At 62.1% G+C, this 16,370-nt stretch carries 15 protein-coding genes; 5 read left to right on the forward strand and 10 right to left on the reverse strand.

Annotated elements, in window-relative coordinates; genetic code table 11:
- Window positions 1-98: 98 nt before the first annotated feature.
- From nth to metG, 8 genes are all read right to left on the reverse strand, one after another.
- Window positions 99-737, reverse strand: a complete 639-nt coding sequence (gene nth, locus PKE98_RS06545) for an endonuclease III (protein WP_271194471.1) — start codon at window positions 735-737, stop codon at window positions 99-101.
- A complete protein-coding gene (locus tag PKE98_RS06550) occupies window positions 737-1,291 on the reverse strand; it encodes an Rnf-Nqr domain containing protein (protein ID WP_271194472.1) in 555 nt (184 codons plus the stop codon). The genes nth and PKE98_RS06550 overlap by 1 nt, the downstream gene beginning before the upstream one ends.
- A complete protein-coding gene (locus PKE98_RS06555) occupies window positions 1,288-1,887 on the reverse strand; it encodes an RnfABCDGE type electron transport complex subunit G (RefSeq protein WP_271194473.1) in 600 nt (199 codons plus the stop codon). The genes PKE98_RS06550 and PKE98_RS06555 overlap by 4 nt, the downstream gene beginning before the upstream one ends.
- Window positions 1,880-2,881: an RnfABCDGE type electron transport complex subunit D gene (locus tag PKE98_RS06560; RefSeq protein ID WP_271194474.1), complete on the reverse strand. Its 1,002-nt coding sequence runs from the start codon at window positions 2,879-2,881 to the stop codon at window positions 1,880-1,882. Before PKE98_RS06560 ends, PKE98_RS06555 begins: the two co-directional genes overlap by 8 nt.
- Complete coding sequence (locus tag PKE98_RS06565; RefSeq protein ID WP_373877817.1) at window positions 2,862-4,010, reverse strand: RnfABCDGE type electron transport complex subunit B; 1,149 nt, start codon at window positions 4,008-4,010, stop codon at window positions 2,862-2,864. Before PKE98_RS06565 ends, PKE98_RS06560 begins: the two co-directional genes overlap by 20 nt.
- Window positions 4,007-4,582 (reverse strand): Rnf-Nqr domain containing protein, encoded by a 576-nt coding sequence (locus tag PKE98_RS06570; RefSeq protein WP_271194475.1) that lies wholly within the window; start codon window positions 4,580-4,582, stop codon window positions 4,007-4,009. The genes PKE98_RS06565 and PKE98_RS06570 overlap by 4 nt, the downstream gene beginning before the upstream one ends.
- Before the next feature lie 82 nt (window positions 4,583-4,664).
- Entirely contained in the window at window positions 4,665-5,468 is an 804-nt protein-coding gene (locus PKE98_RS06575) for a DUF4349 domain-containing protein (protein ID WP_271194476.1), read from the reverse strand.
- Between the two features lie 59 nt (window positions 5,469-5,527).
- Entirely contained in the window at window positions 5,528-7,570 is a 2,043-nt protein-coding gene (gene metG / locus PKE98_RS06580; RefSeq protein WP_271194477.1) for a methionine--tRNA ligase, read from the reverse strand.
- A gap of 218 nt (window positions 7,571-7,788) precedes the next feature.
- Here metG and apbC point away from each other — a divergent pair, with 218 nt between their 5' ends.
- From apbC to dcd, 5 genes are all read left to right on the forward strand, one after another.
- On the forward strand, window positions 7,789-8,883 hold the full coding sequence (gene apbC / locus PKE98_RS06585; RefSeq protein WP_271194478.1) for an iron-sulfur cluster carrier protein ApbC: 1,095 nt from the start codon (window positions 7,789-7,791) through the stop codon (window positions 8,881-8,883).
- Window positions 8,884-9,008: 125 nt separating this feature from the next.
- On the forward strand, window positions 9,009-9,518 hold the full coding sequence (locus PKE98_RS06590) for a sigma-70 family RNA polymerase sigma factor (RefSeq protein WP_271194479.1): 510 nt from the start codon (window positions 9,009-9,011) through the stop codon (window positions 9,516-9,518).
- Window positions 9,518-10,471, forward strand: coding sequence for a FecR domain-containing protein (locus PKE98_RS06595; protein ID WP_271194480.1), 954 nt, complete (start codon window positions 9,518-9,520; stop codon window positions 10,469-10,471). Before PKE98_RS06590 ends, PKE98_RS06595 begins: the two co-directional genes overlap by 1 nt.
- A 120-nt stretch (window positions 10,472-10,591) precedes the next feature.
- Window positions 10,592-13,021, forward strand: coding sequence for a TonB-dependent siderophore receptor (locus PKE98_RS06600; protein WP_271194481.1), 2,430 nt, complete (start codon window positions 10,592-10,594; stop codon window positions 13,019-13,021).
- Window positions 13,022-13,230: 209 nt separating this feature from the next.
- Window positions 13,231-13,797: a dCTP deaminase gene (dcd, locus tag PKE98_RS06605; RefSeq protein WP_108097498.1), complete on the forward strand. Its 567-nt coding sequence runs from the start codon at window positions 13,231-13,233 to the stop codon at window positions 13,795-13,797.
- Window positions 13,798-14,453: 656 nt separating this feature from the next.
- Here the strand turns inward: dcd and PKE98_RS06610 are convergent.
- Window positions 14,454-15,218 (reverse strand): ABC transporter ATP-binding protein, encoded by a 765-nt coding sequence (locus PKE98_RS06610; protein WP_271194482.1) that lies wholly within the window; start codon window positions 15,216-15,218, stop codon window positions 14,454-14,456.
- Window positions 15,219-15,231: 13 nt separating this feature from the next.
- Entirely contained in the window at window positions 15,232-16,365 is a 1,134-nt protein-coding gene (locus PKE98_RS06615; RefSeq protein WP_271194483.1) for a succinylglutamate desuccinylase/aspartoacylase family protein, read from the reverse strand.
- Window positions 16,366-16,370 lie beyond the last annotated feature (5 nt).

A 16,370-nucleotide genomic window follows, 5' to 3' on the forward strand; every position in this document is an offset into this window, starting at 1 on the left:
ACTCCCGGCTACAGGGCCATTGGCGCACCTTATATCGGCAAACGCGGGAGCGGTAAAAAAGATTTTTTCAATCGACCCATAGCAAGAACACAATAAAGTCAATCGTCGGAGGTTTTGGCTTTGTACTCGCACAGGTCCTCTATCCGGCAACTGCCGCACCGCGGCTTGCGCGCCTGGCACACGTAACGGCCATGCAAGATCAGCCAATGGTGCGCATCCAGCAGAAATTCCTTGGGTACAAACTTGAGTAACTGTTTTTCCACCTCGACCACATTCTTGCCCGGCGCAATGTTTGTGCGGTTGGCGACGCGGAAAATATGGGTGTCCACCGCCATCGCCAATTGCCGAAACGCCGTGTTCAACACCACGTTGGCCGTCTTGCGCCCGACGCCGGGCAAGGCTTCCAGCGCCTCCCGGTTGTCTGGCACTTTGCTGCCGTGCAGCTCGATCAGCAGGCGGCAGGTTTCGATCACGTTCTTGGCCTTACTGTTGTAAAGGCCAATGGTCTTGATGTATTCGCTCAAGCCTTCAACGCCCAGGGCATAAATTGCCTCCGGGGTATTGGCCACCGGATAGAGTTTGGCCGTGGCCTTGTTGACGCCCACATCGGTGGCCTGCGCAGACAGAATCACCGCAATCAGCAATTCAAATGGCGTGGTGTAGGCCAGCTCGGTCTTGGGTTCGGGGTTTTCTTCGTGCAGACGGCGAAAGATTTCGTAACGCTTGGCGGCATTCATCAGGCTTTGGAATCCGGGAAAGGGAGCACGCATCGGGCCAGGGCCCACAGCACGCCCAACAGAATAAAGGCGCCCGGGGCGAAGCCGAACACGTGCAGGCCAGTAAAGCCTTCGAGCTGCAAGGTCCAGTTTCCCGCCGCCGGGCCGAACAGCCATTCGGCATGGCCTAGCAACGTGCCGCTGCCCAGGCACTCGCGCAGGGCGCCAAGCAGCAACGCCAGCGCAGCAAATAAACCACCCTGACGCAGCCCGTCACGCATCGTCAGCGGCGGCTGAAGCAGGACCACCAGCAACAGCGGCAGGAAAATGCCCAACGCATCGCGCAGCTCCAGCGCCCAGGCTTGGAACAGCAAATCGGCGAGGCTCAGTACTGCGCAGGCCGCCATCAGCAGCACCAGGGTGCGCAGCTTGGCGTCCAGTCGTTGCAGCAGCGTGGCCAGCACACCGAGCAGCGCCAGCAGTGGCAGTGCCACCAGGCTCAATCCCAACGCTTTGATCAACAGGTCGGTCGCCCCCAGCAGTGGCGCCAAGGCCACCAGCGTTACAGGCCTCATGGCGTCACCTGTTTGAGCAGCAGCGGTTTGTGCGCATCGAAATAGCGCAAGCCCTGTTGCACGGCCTTGCTGACGGCACGGGAGGTAACCGTGGCGCCGGCCATCTGATCGAACTGGCCGCCGTCAGCCTTCACCCGCCAATCGGTATCGCTGCTGCTATGGCCAAAAAAGCCCCGCAGCCACGGGCTTTTCGCCGCGTTGCTGAGGTCGCCCAGGCCAGGCGTTTCATGCTCGCTCAATACTTTCACCGCCAGCAGTTGGCCGGCGGGGGAGACGGCCAGCAACAGGTCGATATTGCCTTCGTAACCCGTGCCACGGGCGGGCAGCAATACCGCGCTGGGTTCGCCGTTGCGGCTAGCGAGGTAGGCAAAGGCCGGCGCCGGTAAGCCGAGCCGTTCGCTGTCTGGCAGGGCGATGGGCGCGGCCAGAGGGTGGTTGTCGTAGCTGCCGGGGGCCAGCAGATCCAGCAGCGCGCGCTCCTGGGCTGCCTGGCGCTCACTGGCAATCTGCTCGCTCAGCAGCCGCTCGATGCCGACCACGACCGCTATCAACGCCAGCAGCACCACGCCCGCCACGGCCAACGTACGCTTATTCATGGGCCATTTTCTCCAGCCGCCGCGCCGCATGCCGTTCGAGCAAGGGCACCAACAGATTCATGCCCAGCACGGCAAAGGCCACGCCGTCGGCATACCCGCCCCAAGTGCGGATGGCATACAGCCACAGCCCCACGCCAATACCGAAGAGCAGGCGAGCGCGGTCGCTGCCGGGGCCGGACACCGGCTCGGTGGCAATAAAAAATGCACCCAGCATGGTTGCGCCAGAAAACAGATGGAAAAACGGCGAACCGTTGGAATCCGACCCCGAGCCGTTCCAGCACAGCAGGCTGGCGACAACCAGCGCGCCGAGCACACCCACGGGCGTGTGCCAGCGAATCACTTTCTGCTTGAGCAACAGCAGCCCGCCGAGCAGAAACGCCAGGTTGACCCAACCCGCGCTCCAGTGGGCAAACGCCGGGTTACGGGCAAACAGCTCATCCACCGTCAGGCGGTCGTTGTGTTTCAGGCTGTCGAGCACAGTGGCCTGGCTCCAGCCATCGATGGCAGGTTGCCCAGCAAACACCTGCTGCAACCCGGCCATCAGGCCCTGGCCACTGCCGGGCGTTGGCCACTGGCTCATCTGCACGGGGAAGGCCAGCAAGGCAAACGCATACCCCAACATGGCCGGATTAAACGGGTTTTTACCGAAGCCACCGAACAGCGTCTTGCCGACCAGGTGGGCAAAGGCCGCCGCGCTGACACTCAGCCACCACGGCGCATAAGGCGGCAGCGCCAAGGCCAGCAGCACGGCGCTGACGAGTGCGCTGCCATCGCCCAGCAGGGCTACATCAGCCAGTGTCGGGCTGAGGCTGCCGGTGCGCCGGCGTACCCATGCTTCGCACGTCAACGCCGTGGCCACGCCCAGCAGCAATTGCAGCACAGTGCCCCAGCCAAATTGCCAGCTCAGCACCAACGCGCCGGGCACGCAGGCCAGCAGCACCCATTGCATGCTCGGGCGGGGGTCGAAGGCCAGGTCAGGGCGCGTGATAGGCATTGAGCCGCGCCTCGGCGTCACGGAGCCGTTGTTTTGCTGCGGCCAGCGCCGGCTCATCGGGCGGCTGCTGGCGCTCGAGTTTGCTGACCTCGGCACGGGCATACGCCAGCTCGGTTTTCAACGCGCGGGCCTGGCTGTCTATCGGCCGCTTGTCGATGCGTTGCAGATTCGGCGCCGGCTTGTTGCAGGCTTCTTCGGCCTGGTGCAACGCCTGCTCGGCTGCACGCAATTCGGCTTGCAGCGGCGCCAGTTCGGCACCGTCGCGCTCAGCCGTTTTCAACGCGGCGCGGGCGACCGCGAGGGTGATCTTGGCTTTTTTCAGCGCGACCTGGCTTTCGTCGGCTGGCGCGGCTGCGTTGGCGGCTTGTAGTGCCGCCTGCGCGGTTTCAGCGGCTTGCCGCAACGCCTCCACTTGCTGTTCCAGCTCCGGCGTTCCATAGGTCGCCAGTTGCCGCTGCGCTTTGCTGTACGCCACCTGCGCCATGGCCGCTTCGATTTTCAGACGCTTGAGGCGGTCATCGACGCTGGCGGCTTTTTGCGCCTTCACCCGCTCGATTGCCGCTTGCACCGGGTCAAGCGTGGCGGCGGCCACCGGCTGCGCCGCGCGCTCGGCCCGCGCTGCGCGTTCGGCCTGACGCCGCGCGTCTTCACGCTGCAAGCGGGCTTGATGGTTTTCATGGCGCTGACGGAAATGGTCGGCCCGCAAGCGCTGCGCTTGCGCCTCTGGCTCGGCCAAGGGAACCAAGTCAATGCAGTCGACCGGGCAGGGCGCCACGCACAGTTCGCAGCCGGTGCATTCGTCGCTAATCACCGTATGCATCAACTTTGCCGCGCCGACGATGGCATCAACCGGGCAGGCCTGAATGCACTTGGTGCAGCCGATGCACTCGGCTTCGCGAATCACCGCCAACTGCGGCGGAATTGGCGGCAACTCCGGCGGCAGTACGGGCACGTGGAGCAACTGCGCCAGGGCGGCAATCGTGGTTTCGCCACCTGGCGGGCACTTGTTGATTGCCTCGCCCTGGGCGATGCCTTCGGCATAAGGCATGCAGCCCGGATGCCCGCATTTGCCGCATTGAGTCTGCGGCAGCAGGGCGTCGATGGCACGTACCGAAATCAGGCTGCTCATTGCGGCGCGAGCCCTTGTAGGCCCAACAGCACCATGCCGACGACGCCGGCACAAATCAGCCACAGTGGCCCACCGCGAAAGGCGGCGGGCACGGCGCTGTGGTCGATGCGCTCGAGCAGATCGGCCAATATTTTCAGCGCCAGCCAGAAGCCCAGGCCGCCGCCGATGCCTTGTGCCAGCGCGTGAAGAAACGACTGCTCTTGCGCCAGTAATATGCTGCCCAACGCGGCACCGGCCTGTAGAAGCGAGCGGGCCGCGTCGCCTGGTTCGCGAGCAAGACTGATCGCGGCCCGCTCGCTCCTACAAACAGCAATCCGCGTTAGCCACGCTAACCCCGCCAACAACGGCACATACCCAAACAACTGCAGATAGTCGAGTTGCAGCGGCACCAGCACGCCATGAAACAACACCCAGCCCAGGGGCGTAGCCAGCGCAATCAACAGCGCGCTCGCCGGCCCGTGCACCGCCAATTGCGCCGGCCGCGTTTGCACGGCGTCGGCACCGGCGGGCAGCAGCACCAGCAGGTTGTTCACCAGGGCGGCGCCAAGCAGGGCGAGGAAAAAGGCGGTCATTGCGCGCAGGTGTCGTTGTGTTGCCAGAGAGGGGCGCCATTATCGGGGATGGCGCCGCCTCGGTACAGCCAGGTGTTTTGAATCAGCCGGCTTTGCGCCGGGTGATCTTGCGCCACAACCAGCGCACCAGCAGTGTCAGCGGGAACATCAAGATCAGGAAGGGGATGCTGTAGCCGAGCACTTCCAGGGCTTTGGTGGTGCCGTCGGTGGCGTTGTCGAGCAGGCCGGTGACGGCATCGCCAATTCGGCTGAAGCGGCCTGGGCGTTGCTCTTCGGTGCGGAACGTGAGGGTCAGCAGGTTGGTGTTGATACGCCGCTGTTGCTGCGCGGCTTCCTGAGACGTTGCATCCAGCTGCACTTGCACCTCGGCCATCTCGCGGGCGAGGGCGAGCATATCGCTGACGCTCAGGTCTTTGCGGTCCTGAAATTGTTCGAGGGTTTTGTATTGGCGCTGCAGGCGTTCGCGCACTTGCTGGTTGTCGGAGACGGCCTGGGCGAGGTCTTCGGCGTGGGTGTTGCGGCTGATCAGCGTACCGCCTTCGCCCGCCAGTGCCACCAGCTTCTCGACACCCTCGGGCACGATGCGTACCCGCAGAAAGCCGGCGCGGTAGTCGTAGTCGCCTTGCTCGATGCCCAGCAGGTCACAGGCGCCGAAACGGCCGCTGGTGCATGCCTCGCGGGTGTCGGCCAGACGCTGTTTTACTGCCGCCTTGTCGAGTTGCAGGGTGACGTCGTGCTCGTATGCCAGGAAGGCGCCCGCTTTGGCTTTTTCGCCGCTGACGTTGTAGCCGGCGTTGGGGTCAACCGCGCCGTCGCCGCCTTTGGAGGAGGAGTCGCAACCAGCCAACGCCAGCAACAAAACAGGAACCATCCATGTGAGCTTCATCATCGCTTCCTTGCAGAAATAAAAACGGGGCTGAAGAGTCAGCCCCGCTTGGTACGGGTTTACTTGACCCGCTGGCCTGGCTTCGCGCCGCTGTCCGGGCTCAGCAGGTAGATCTCTTCACCGCCAGGGCCGGCCGCCAGCACCATGCCTTCAGATACACCGAACTTCATCTTGCGCGCCGCCAGGTTGGCCACGTAGAGGGTCAGGCGACCTTCCAGCTTGCTTGGGTCCGGGTAGGCGCTCTTGATGCCGGAGAACACGTTGCGCTTGGCATCGCCGATATCCAGGGTCAGACGCAGCAGCTTGTCGGCACCTTCGACGAATTCGCATTTCTCGATCAGCGCAATACGCAGGTCGACGGCGGCGAAGGCGTCGAAGCCGATTTCCGCCGCCAGCGGGTCTTTGCTCAGTTCGCCGTTGCCGGCTGGGGCGGCAGTGGCTTCGCTGCTGGCCAGGTCTTCCTTGGAGGCTTCGGTCATGGCTTCTACGGCTTTGGGGTCAATACGGGTAATCAGCGGCTGGAAGGCGTTCAACTGATGGTTGGCCAGCAGGGTCTTGTGGTCGTCCCAGCTCAGCGGTGCCACGTTGAGGAACGCTTCGGCGTCCGCCGCCAGGGTCGGCAATACCGGCTTGAGCAGAATCACCAACTGGCGGAACAGGTTGATACCCAGAGCGCACACGGCCTGTACTTCGTCCTGCTTGCCTTCCTGTTTGGCCAGGGCCCACGGCGCTTTGTCGGCGATGTAGGCGTTGGCGCGGTCGGCCAGTGCCATGATTTCGCGCATGGCACGGGCAAAGTCGCGGGCTTCGTATGCATCGGCAATGCTCGGGGTGGCGGCGAGGAAGGCCTCGGTCAGCTCCGGTGCGGCGTTTTCGGCGACCAGCACGCCCGCGTTGCCTTTGTGAATAAAGCCGGCGCAACGGCTGGCGATGTTCACCACTTTGCCCACCAGGTCGGAATTGACCTTCTGCACGAAGTCTTCGAGGTTCAGGTCCAGGTCATCCACGCCACGGCTGAGCTTGGCCGCGTAGTAGTAGCGCAGGTATTCCGGCGACAGGTGATCGAGGTAGGTGCGCGCCTTGATAAAGGTGCCGCGCGACTTCGACATTTTCTGGCCGTTGACAGTCAGGTAGCCGTGCACGTTGATGCCGGTTGGCTTGCGGTAGCCCGCGCCTTCGAGCATGGCCGGCCAGAACAGGGCGTGGAAGTTGACAATGTCCTTGCCGATAAAGTGGTACAGCTCGGCAGTCGAGTTCTTGTTCCAGAACGAATCGAAATCCAGTTCCGGCGTGCGGTTGCACAGGTTCTTGAAGCTGGCCATGTAGCCGATTGGCGCATCCAGCCACACGTAGAAGTACTTGCCTGGCTCATCGGGAATTTCAAAGCCGAAGTAAGGCGCATCGCGGGAGATGTCCCACTCCTGCAGGCCGGAATCCAGCCACTCGGCAATCTTGTTGGCCACGGCGTCTTGCAGGGTGCCGCTGCGCGTCCAGGTTTGCAGCATGGCCTGGAAGTCGGGCAGCTTGAAGAAAAAGTGCTTGGAGTCTTTGAGCACCGGCACGGCGCCGGAAATGGCCGAGCGCGGGTTTTTCAGCTCGGTCGGCGCATAGGTGGCGCCGCATTTTTCGCAGTTATCGCCGTACTGGTCTTCGGTGCCGCATTTCGGGCAGGTGCCTTTGATAAAACGGTCGGCCAGGAACATGCCTTTTTCCGGGTCGAAGTACTGGGTCACCGAACGCGTGGCGATATGGCCTTTGTCGCGCAGGGCCAGGTAGATCGAGGTCGACAGCTCGCGGTTTTCTTCCGAGTGGGTGGAATGGAAGTTGTCGAAGTTGACCAGAAAGGCGGCGAAGTCGGCGCTGTGCTCGGCTTTGACGTTGTCGATCAACTGCTGGGCAGTGATGCCTTCTTTCTCGGCGCGCAACATGATGGCCGAACCGTGGGCGTCGTCTGCGCAGACATAAATGCATTGATTGCCGCGGTGCTTCTGAAAGCGCACCCAGATATCGGTCTGGATGTACTCGAGCATATGGCCAAGGTGAATCGAACCGTTGGCATAGGGCAGGGCGCTGGTGACGAGGATTTTGCGGGGCTCGGACATGGTAATCGGCTGCACTGGCATTACGAGGGAAGTCGGCAACTATAAAGGCCTGGGCGATTTTTTTCACCCGTGGCGGCCCGTTGGGCTTCGCGGTGCTCAACCCAACCTACCGTTCTGACGTAGGTTGGGTTGAGCCAAAGGCGAAGCCCAACGCCACAAATCGGTTGGCGCTGGAGTAAGATGCCCGCCTGTTTTGCTCAGTCTTTCGGAGTTGCCCCATGAGCGCCGTTACCCGCCAGGTGGTCGAAGCGACCCTGCGTCAGTTCACCGATCCCAACCTCAACCAAGACCCGGTCACCGCCGGTTGCCTGCGCGATGTCAGCATCGACGGCAACAAGGTGCGTGTGCGCCTGGAGCTGGGTTATGCCGCCGACCTGTTCAAGAACGGCTGGGCGCAGATGCTGCAGATGGCCCTGGAGAATGTCGATGGCATCGACAGCGCCAGCGTGCACATCGATACCGTGATTGCCGCGCACAAGGCTCAGGCGCAGGTGCCGGGCCTGGCCAACGTGAAAAACGTGATTGCCGTGGCCTCGGGCAAAGGCGGCGTGGGCAAGTCCACCACCGCCGCCAACCTGGCGTTGGCGCTGGCCCGTGAAGGCGCCAAGGTCGGCATTCTGGATGCCGATATCTACGGCCCCAGCCAAGGCATCATGTTCGGCATTGCCGAGGGCACCCGCCCGCAGGTGAAAGAGCAGAAGTGGTTTGTGCCGATCAAGGCCCATGGCGTGGAAGTGATGTCCATGGCGTTTCTGACCGACGACAACACGCCCATGGTCTGGCGCGGCCCGATGGTGTCCGGCGCCTTGCTGCAGCTGGTGACGCAAACCGCCTGGGGCGATCTGGATTACCTGGTGGTGGATATGCCGCCGGGCACCGGTGATATCCAGCTGACCCTGGCGCAGAAAGTGCCGGTGGCCGGTGCTGTCATCGTCACCACCCCGCAAGACCTGGCCCTGCTGGACGCCCGCAAAGGCGTGGAAATGTTCCGCAAGGTAAACATTCCAGTGCTCGGCGTGGTGGAAAACATGGCCGTGCATATCTGCTCCAACTGCGGCCACGCCGAGCACCTGTTTGGCGAAGGCGGCGGCGAGAAACTGGCCGCGCAATACGACGTCGACCTGCTGGCCTCCATGCCGCTGTCGATGGCCATCCGTATGCAATCGGACGGCGGCAAGCCCACGGCCATCGCCGACCCGGAAAGCCAGATCGCCATGCTTTACCAGGAAGTCGCCCGTGCCGTTGGCGCGCGCATCGCGCAGAGCGGGCAGAACGCGCCGGCCATGCCCAATATTGTGATTTCCGACGACTGAACCTGACTGCCTTTGCCAGCCGGATGCTGGCCGGGAAAGGCAGACGGCGATCAGTCATTGCCAAGCGTCGGAAGAATCGTTGAAAATGAGACGAGTTATCATTTACTGCGGTGTCTTCCGGCGGCATGTCTACCGACAACTTCTTCCCCCAGCACAGCGTGGAAAGCCTCTACGGCGAACACCACGGCTGGCTGCAGAAATGGCTGCGCAGCCGCATCGGCAACGGTGCCGATGCCGCCGACCTTGCGCAAGACACCTTTGTGCGCCTGCTTACCGCCCGCACGGCGCCGAGCATCCGTGAACCCCGGCATTACCTCACCACCATCGCCCGTGGCCTGCTGATCGACCTGTTTCGTCGCCGAGCTGTGGAAAACGCCTACCTTGAGGCCCTCGCTGCGCGGCCAGAGGCGTATGAAGAAAACCTGGAAACCCGCCACCTGATTCTGGAAACGCTGATAGCCATCGACGCCATGCTCGATGGCTTCGGCCCGCGCACGCGGCACATTTTCCTGCTGGCCCAGCTTGAGGAACTCAGCTACGTGGAGATTGGTCAGCGCCTCGGCGTGTCGGTCACCACGGTAAAAAACCACCTGAGCAAAGCCCTGCTGCAATGCCTGCTGTTGGTGGAAGACTGATGGCCAGCCCTGCCGCACGGCCTATGCCGAAAAACTGCCTGGAAATGGCCGTGCACTGGTACGTGCAACTCAACGACGGCGACGCTGACGACAACCAGCGCCAGGCGTGGCAGCGCTGGGTGGCAGAGTCGCCGGACCACGCCCGCGCCTGGGCCCGGGTGGAAAAGCTGCAACGCCAATTGCACGGCGTGCCGATGGACCTGGCCTTGCCCGTGCTGACCCAGGCTGGCGTAGAGCGCCGCTTGGCCATGAAGTCGTTGCTGGTGTTTGCCGCCCTGGGTTTTGCCGGCCTCGGCTACGAGTTTTCGCCGCTGGGGGCCGACTACCTGTCTGCCACCGGCCAGCGCCGCCAGGTGCTGCTGCCCGACGGCGGGCGCCTGGACCTCAACACCGACACCCAGGTGGATGTGCACTACAGCAGCAGCGAACGGCTGATTACCCTGCGCCACGGTGAAGTCCGCCTGCTTACCGCGCCCGACAATCTCGTGCCGGTGCCGCGTCCCTTGGTGGTGGCAACCGTACACGGCCGCGTGCGTGCATTGGGAACCGACTTCAACGTGCGCCTCGGCGAGAAAAGCACCACCGTCACGGTGCTAGAGCATGCGGTAGAAGTGCGCAGCCGCCTGGCGCCCGATATCGCGCAGCGCGTCAGTGCTGGCGAGCAACTGCAATTTAACGCTCGCCAGTTGCGCCCGGTGCGGGCGGCCGACCTCAACGTCAGTGCCTGGTCGCGCGGCATGCTGGTCGCCATCGATTGGCGCCTGGGCGACTTCATCGCCGAGCTTTCGCGCTATCGCAGTGGCCATCTGAGCTGCGCCCCGCAGGTGGCCGAGTTGCGCGTATCCGGCGCCTTTACGCTGGATGACACCGATGCCGTATTGGCCAACCTGACGGCCTCGCTGCCGGTGAAGCTGCGCACCTTTTCCCGCTATTGGGTGCGGGTCGAGGCGTGATGTAAGCGTCTTGATGAAAATATTTCGTATTTGGGTTGCCGATTTAAACTCTCGTCCGGCTCAAGCAGTAGAGCGGGTTAACCGCCCCTATATCTGCTAACGGCACAAGGATCGAGATTGATGACAGCTCCGCGCAATTTATTGGCCAAAGGCGTGCGCCAGGCCCTGTTCGGCATGGCCCTCGGCGGCCCGCTTTTGCTAAGCGCCGCCCAACCCGCCTGGGCGCAAACTGACGCCGCCCGTACTAGCTACAATATCGCTCCCGGCCCGCTCGGCACCGTGCTCAGCCAATATGCGGCGGCCAGCGGCGTGATGCTGTCGTTTGCTTCGTCGCAGACCGCCGGGCTGAACTCCCCTGGATTGCAAGGCGAATACTCGCTCGACGAAGGCTTTGCCACGCTGCTGTCGGGGAGTCGGCTGCAGGTACGTCAGGAAGGCTCCAGTCGCTTCAGTCTGGTAAGCATGCCGGCAGACTCGCTGGCATTGGGTGCAGCAGAAATCAGCGGCCAAACCCTGGGCACCACCACCGAAGGCACCGGCTCTTACACCACCGGCGCGGTGACCATCGGCAAAGGCGCGCAGAAACTCAAAGACATTCCGCAGTCGGTGACCGTGCTCACCCGTCAGCGCATGGACGACCAGAACATCACCACCCTCACCGAGGCGCTCATCAACACCACCGGCATGACCTCCACCAAGTCGCCGGGGCCGGGTATGTTCATGTTCTCCCGTGGCTTTGATATTGAAGCGCTGCAATACGACGGCGTGCCCACGCCGCGTAACGTGTATTCGCTGGGCAGTTACCTGACCGAATCGATGGTGATCTACGACCGCGTGGAGTTTCTGCGTGGTGCGGCAGGTTTGCTGCAAGGCGCCAACAGCCCCGGCGGCGCCGTGAATCTGGTGCGCAAGCGCGGCCAGGACAAGCCCACCGTAACCCTCACTGGCAAGGCCGGTTCGTGGGACCGCTACGGTCTGCAACTGGACGCCGGCGGCCCATTGAACGACGAAGGCACCGTTCGCGGGCGTACCGTGGTTGACTATCAGCAGGGCGATTCCTTTGTCGACTACAAATGGAACTGGGACCAGACCGTGTATGGCGCACTGGATTTCGACCTGAGCGACAGCACTACGCTCGGGGTGGGGTTCAACCACCATGAAGGGCATTACCGGCCGTTCTTCCTCGGGCTGGTACGCTACGCCGATGGCGGCGACATCGACTTGCCGCGCTCTACCTACACCGGTTCTACCTGGAACCGTGGCCTCAATGACCAGACCTCCGTGTACTTCGACCTTGAACACCGCTTCAACGATGACTGGAAGCTCAAAACCGCCGCTTTCGGGATGTTCGAGAGCAACGAGGCGACCTACCAGTACATGGTGATTGGCGCCCAACCTGACGGCAGCGGCCCGCGTTACTTCGATTACGCCACCGACTACCAGAGCAAGAACCGCGGTCTGGATATGTACGTAGACGGCAAGTTCGAGGGCCTGGGTTTTGAGCACGCCGTGGTACTCGGCGCCAACTACTCCAAGTACACCAGCCGTGGGGCCTATGCAGCGCGGCGCGTCGATCCGGGCAATATCTTCGACATTGATCACCATCGGCCGGACTGGGACATGGACAGCATTGCAGCGTCGCCGGGAGGCTCGCTCAACCCCAGCGAATACGATGTGCGGCAGAAAGGCATCTACGGCACGTGGCGTGTGAAACTGCTCGACCCACTGACCCTGATCCTCGGCGGGCGTACCAGTTGGTACGACTACGAATACACCTCGCTGGATCCGGCCTCGTCGACCAAGGAGACCGGCCGGGTTACACCGTACGCCGGCTTGGTCTACGAATTGACCCCGGACTGGTCCGCCTATGTCAGCTATGCCGATGTGTTTATTCCGCAGACCGAGCGCAGTGTCAGCCAGGGCATTATCAAACCCATCGAAGGCACCAATTACGAGACCGGTCTGAAAGGTGAGCTGCTCGACGGACGCGTCAACGTGTCGTTTGCGCTATTTCGCTACGACCATAAAAACCGGGCCACTCAAGATACTGCCGGGGGTTTTGAGTGCGATGGCTGGTATTGCTCTCGGGCTTCAGGCGAGGTTCGCAGCCAAGGGTTTGAGGCCGAGATCAGCGGCGAAGTGGTAACCGATCTGCAGCTGTCGGCCGGGTATACCTACAACACCACCAAGTACCTGGAAGATCCAGAAAACGAGGGCAGCATTTTCAGCACCTGGACGCCAAAACACATGTTGCGTCTGTGGGCTAACTACAAGCTTCCGGGCGATTTCGATCGGGTTAGTGTCGGTGCCGGGGTAAACGCCAGCAGCCATACGCCGAGCCAGGATGGTTCATACGAACTGCCGGGATTGGCGATCTGGAATTCGCGCGTTGCCTATCAGGCTACCGACGAGATCGGCTTGGCGATGAACCTCAACAACGTGTTCGACAAGAAGTACTACATTCCGTCTTACAACAGTGCCAGCGGCGGCAACTATTACGGCGACCCCCGCAACGTGATGTTCACCGTCAAATACACGCCGCAGTTCTGAGGCAGCGGCGGATACGCCTTTGGCGGATACGCCTTTGGCGGATACGCCTTTGGCGTATTCGCCCTACGGTTTTGCTACGGCGTAGGGCGAATACGCGCGCAGCGGGTATCCGCCGTTCCGATGCCTGCCACAACCCGCCCTTTGAACCCGGCCGTGGCTCCCGGTAAGATGCCCACACTTTTTCACCTCGCTATTCAGGACACCTTGCCATGAGCATCAAATCGGATAAGTGGATTCGCCGCATGGCCCAAGAGCACGGCATGATCGAGCCCTTCGTGGAGCGTCAGGTGCGGGCCGAGGGCGCCAATGCGCTGATCTCTTACGGGGTGTCCAGCTACGGCTACGACGTACGCTGCGCCGATGAATTCAAGGTGTTCACCAACATCAACTCGGCCACCGTCGACCCGAAGAACTTCGATGAGAAGAGCTTTGTCGACGTCAAAAGCGATGTGTGCATCATTCCGCCGAACTCCTTCGCCCTGGCGCGCACCGTGGAGTTCTTCCGTATTCCGCGTGACGTACTGACCATTTGCCTGGGCAAAAGCACCTATGCGCGCTGCGGCATCATCGTCAACGTCACCCCGCTGGAACCGGAATGGGAAGGCCACGTGACCCTGGAGTTCTCCAACACCACCACCTTGCCGGCGAAAATCTACGCCAACGAAGGCGTGGCGCAGATGCTGTTTCTGCAGTCGGATGAGGCCTGTGAGGTGTCGTACAAAGACCGTGGCGGCAAGTACCAGGGGCAACTGGGCGTGACCTTGCCCAAGGCGTGATGATTTAAGAGCCATAAAAAACCGGGCCCAGTGCCCGGTTTTTTTATGGATTGGCCGCATTACACGGCGCGTATACCGTCATTCCAGCGCAGGCTGGGACCTAGAATCGGTCAGGGGAATACGTTAGTCGAAACATTCTGGGTCCCAGCCTTCGCTGGGACGACGGGTGGACTGCAACATTACTCCACGCTTATACCGTCATCCCAGCGCAGGCTGGGATCCAGAATCGCCTAGGGGAATACGTTAGCCAAAACATTCTGGGTCCCAGCCTTCGCTGGGACGACGGGAAGTTACTTCAACATTACTCCACGCTTATACCGTCATTCCAGCGCTGGCTGGGATCCAGAATCGCCTAGGGAAATACGTTAGCCGAAACACTCTGGGTCCCAGCCTTCGCTGGGAGGACGGGGAGTTACTTCAACATTACTCCGCGCTTATACCGTCATTCCGGCGCTGGCTGGGATTCAGAGTCGCCCAGGGAAATACGTTAGCCAAGACATTCTGGGTCCCAGCCTTCGCTGGGACGACGGGGAGTTACTTCAACTTTATTCCACGCTTATACCGTCATCCCAGCGCAGGCTGGGATCCAGAGTCGCCCAGGGGAATACGTTAGTCGAAAAATTCTGGGTCTCAGCCTTGGCTGGGACGACGGGGCGTTACTTCAAATTCCCACTCAAAAACTGCCGCAACCGCTCGCTCTTGGGGTTATCCAGCACATCCTTCGGCGCGCCTTGTTCTTCGATTTTGCCTTGGTGCAAAAACACCACTTGGCTCGCCACCTGACGGGCAAAGCCCATCTCATGGGTCACCAGAATCATGGTGCGGCCTTCTTCGGCCAGGGCTTGAATCACTTTCAGCACTTCGCCCACCAACTCCGGGTCGAGTGCCGAGGTGGGTTCGTCGAACAGCATGATTTCCGGCTCCATCGCCAGCGCCCGGGCAATGGCGACGCGTTGCTGCTGCCCGCCGGAAAGAAACGCCGGGTACTGATTCGCCACACGCTCGGGCAAGCCGACCTTTTCCAGGTAGCGGCGGGCGCGGGCCTCGGCTTCGTCCTTGCTTACGCCCAGCACGCGGCGCGGGGCCATGGTGATGTTTTCCAACACCGTCATATGGCTCCACAGGTTGAAGTGCTGGAACACCATGGCTAGGCGGCAACGGATGCGTTGCAGCTCGTCTTCGTCGGCCACGCGCATGCCGCCCCGGTCGCTGACCATGCGGATTTGCTGGCCATCCAGGCTCATGGCGCCGTCGTTGGGCTGCTCGAGAAAGTTGATGCAGCGCAAAAAGGTGCTTTTACCCGAGCCGCTGGCGCCGATCAGGCAGATCACGTCACCGGTTTCGGCCTTTAGCGATACGCCTTTGAGCACTTCGTTGTCGCCGTAGCTCTTGTGCAGGCCATCGATGGTCAGTTTGGTCATGGGCGCGTGGTCCTCAAGGCGAAAGTAGGTAGCCGCTGCGGTAGGCTTCGCTGCCGGCGACATGGGCAATCGCCATGCCGGCGGTGGCCATACGGCGCATCGAGCGGGCATACATAAGGCCCGCTGTGCTGGAATGGATCGGGGTGACGCTTCCGGCAATCGGGTCGATCACTTCGGCAATCAGGTCACCCACGGCAATCATCTGGCCCGGCGTGGCGGCAAACACCAGCAGGCCGCCGACTGGGGTGGTTACCGGCTCTACACCGGCCAGCGGCGTAGCGGGTTGGCGCAAGGGCGGCAGGGCAGGGGCCTGGCCTGCAATAACACCCAGATGGGTCAGGTAGTTAATGATCGCCTGGCAATCGGCGGCCGCTTGCGCATGGCTGACGTCCAACACGCCGCGGTGCTCGATGGTTACCGCAAAGGCGCCCTGGGGAATCGGAAAACGCTCGCCAAAGCGTTGCTGCAGTTGCAGCCAGAACAGGCTGAAGCATTCATCGAAAGACTGCCCGCCCGAGTCGCTGGCCAGCAGGCTGGCGTCGGCGCCGATATAGCGCGACAACGCCTCGACCTGCGGCCAGGCTTCGGGCGTGGTGTACAGGTGGGCGGCGGCTTCGAAGTCGCAGTGCAAATCCAGCACCACGTCGGCCTGGCAGGCCAGGCGCTGCAAGGTCACGCGCTGGGACTGCAACTGGGTGGTCGGCGTGTGAGCGAGCAGCGCCTGCTGCAGGCTGGCGCGGATGAGCTGCAGGTTGTGCGCGGCATCGTCGTTCAGCAGCGCCTCAACCTCGTCGCCCACGCGCTGGCTGACGTTGATAAAGGCGCGGTTGAAGTTCTCGCGGGTTTCCAGTTCATAGCGGCCCAGCGGCATATCCATCACCACTTGCGCCTGGCCAATCGGGTTGGCCATCGGCACCAGGGTGATTTCACCGAGCAACTGGCCGGCGCTTTCCAGCTCTGCCAGGCGCTGTTTCAGATGCCAGGCCACCAGCATGCCCGGCAATTCATCGGCATGCAGCGAGGCCTGGATATAGGCCGTTTTAGATCCCCGCCCTTCATTTGCAGAAGTGGGGCCGAAGTGAAAACTGTGAATCTGCCGCGCGGTGCCTGGCACCGGGGCGAGCAAGTCGTGTTGACGATGACGCATAGATA

Source organism: Pseudomonas turukhanskensis (genome assembly GCF_027922365.1).
In the GTDB taxonomy this organism is placed as follows: domain Bacteria; phylum Pseudomonadota; class Gammaproteobacteria; order Pseudomonadales; family Pseudomonadaceae; genus Aquipseudomonas; species Aquipseudomonas turukhanskensis.

Coding starts and splice junctions, on each gene's coding strand:
- nth (WP_271194471.1), bottom strand. CDS start 737: ATGAATGCCGCCAAGCGTTACGAAATCTTTCGCCGTCTGCACGAAGAA.
- PKE98_RS06550 (WP_271194472.1), bottom strand. CDS start 1,291: ATGAGGCCTGTAACGCTGGTGGCCTTGGCGCCACTGCTGGGGGCGACC.
- PKE98_RS06555 (WP_271194473.1), bottom strand. CDS start 1,887: ATGAATAAGCGTACGTTGGCCGTGGCGGGCGTGGTGCTGCTGGCGTTG.
- PKE98_RS06560 (WP_271194474.1), bottom strand. CDS start 2,881: ATGCCTATCACGCGCCCTGACCTGGCCTTCGACCCCCGCCCGAGCATG.
- PKE98_RS06565 (WP_373877817.1), bottom strand. CDS start 4,010: ATGAGCAGCCTGATTTCGGTACGTGCCATCGACGCCCTGCTGCCGCAG.
- PKE98_RS06570 (WP_271194475.1), bottom strand. CDS start 4,582: ATGACCGCCTTTTTCCTCGCCCTGCTTGGCGCCGCCCTGGTGAACAAC.
- PKE98_RS06575 (WP_271194476.1), bottom strand. CDS start 5,468: ATGAAGCTCACATGGATGGTTCCTGTTTTGTTGCTGGCGTTGGCTGGT.
- metG (WP_271194477.1), bottom strand. CDS start 7,570: ATGTCCGAGCCCCGCAAAATCCTCGTCACCAGCGCCCTGCCCTATGCC.
- apbC (WP_271194478.1), top strand. CDS start 7,789: ATGAGCGCCGTTACCCGCCAGGTGGTCGAAGCGACCCTGCGTCAGTTC.
- PKE98_RS06590 (WP_271194479.1), top strand. CDS start 9,009: ATGTCTACCGACAACTTCTTCCCCCAGCACAGCGTGGAAAGCCTCTAC.
- PKE98_RS06595 (WP_271194480.1), top strand. CDS start 9,518: ATGGCCAGCCCTGCCGCACGGCCTATGCCGAAAAACTGCCTGGAAATG.
- PKE98_RS06600 (WP_271194481.1), top strand. CDS start 10,592: ATGACAGCTCCGCGCAATTTATTGGCCAAAGGCGTGCGCCAGGCCCTG.
- dcd (WP_108097498.1), top strand. CDS start 13,231: ATGAGCATCAAATCGGATAAGTGGATTCGCCGCATGGCCCAAGAGCAC.
- PKE98_RS06610 (WP_271194482.1), bottom strand. CDS start 15,218: ATGACCAAACTGACCATCGATGGCCTGCACAAGAGCTACGGCGACAAC.
- PKE98_RS06615 (WP_271194483.1), bottom strand. CDS start 16,365: ATGCGTCATCGTCAACACGACTTGCTCGCCCCGGTGCCAGGCACCGCG.